Raw genomic sequence first — 944 nt, 5'->3', positions numbered from 1 at the left:
TGCTACCGCAAAGCATTTTAATATTAATGATAAAGATGTTTTTAAGTGGGTCAACCAGTACTTAAAAGACGGTATACTTGCAATCAAACCTAAAACTGGCAAAGCCATCTACAGTCGTGAGTTCAAGCTTCAAGTCCTGACCACAATGGCAGGTGAAAGTTTAAGTCAATCACAAGCCGCTTTGAGGTTTAACATTAGCTCACCTGCACTGATTAGTGTATGGCGCAGCTCCTATGCCCGTCATGGTATGCTAGGCTTAACTGCTAAAGCTAAAGGACGACCCACTGTGAAGCATCCTTATCTCACTGACAAACCTGACCATGAAAAGAGTATAGAAGAGATCAAACGCGAGAATGAGTATTTGCGTGCGGAGAATGCTTATTTAAAAAAGCTCGATGCACGGCTCAAAGAGAGGAAAGCCAACCAGACAAAGCAAGGCTCATCGAAGGATTAAGAGAGCATCATCCATTATCTGATCTACTCGCCATAGCAAAGCTTGCGCGGAGCAGCTTCTACTACCATAGAGCGAGTCTTACTAGTAAAGATAAATACGCCGATCTTAAACAGCGTATCCGTGATATCTATCATCACCATAAAGGCAGATATGGCTACCGTAGAATCACCCAGACACTTAAAAATGAAGGTTTGATTTATAATCATAAACTTATCGCACGGCTTATGGGACAGCTTAAGCTTAGTGCAAGAATCAGAAGGCAGAAGTATCGATCTTATAAAGGACAGTGCGGCGTCATTGCCAAGAATAGAATCAAACGCAGGTTCAGAGCGAAAGCGCCCAATCGCAGGTGGTTTACTGACATTACAGAGTTTAAAGTCGGTGAGGACAAGTTGTATCTGTCTCCTATACTAGACTGCTTCAACAATGAGATCATCAGTTATACGCTCTCAAGACGACCGGTGTATGACTTGGTGAAACAGATGCTAGA

Annotated in this window: 2 protein-coding genes; both read left to right on the top strand. The window is 42.7% G+C overall.

What is annotated here, in order from left to right; translation table 11 throughout:
* The coding region (locus CXF58_RS01185; protein ID WP_102076320.1) for a DNA-binding protein at positions 1-454 on the top strand (454 nt) is incomplete at its 5' end.
* Positions 442-944 (top strand): IS3 family transposase (locus tag CXF58_RS14180; RefSeq protein WP_416375560.1); only part of this gene is annotated, 503 nt, incomplete at its 3' end. The genes CXF58_RS01185 and CXF58_RS14180, both read left to right, overlap by 13 nt.

The organism is Psychrobacter sp. Sarcosine-02u-2 (assembly GCF_002836335.1).
GTDB lineage: Bacteria > Pseudomonadota > Gammaproteobacteria > Pseudomonadales > Moraxellaceae > Psychrobacter > Psychrobacter faecalis.
Note: the sequence above shows the minus strand (reverse complement) of the source record. Positions and strands in the feature narration are given on the sequence as shown.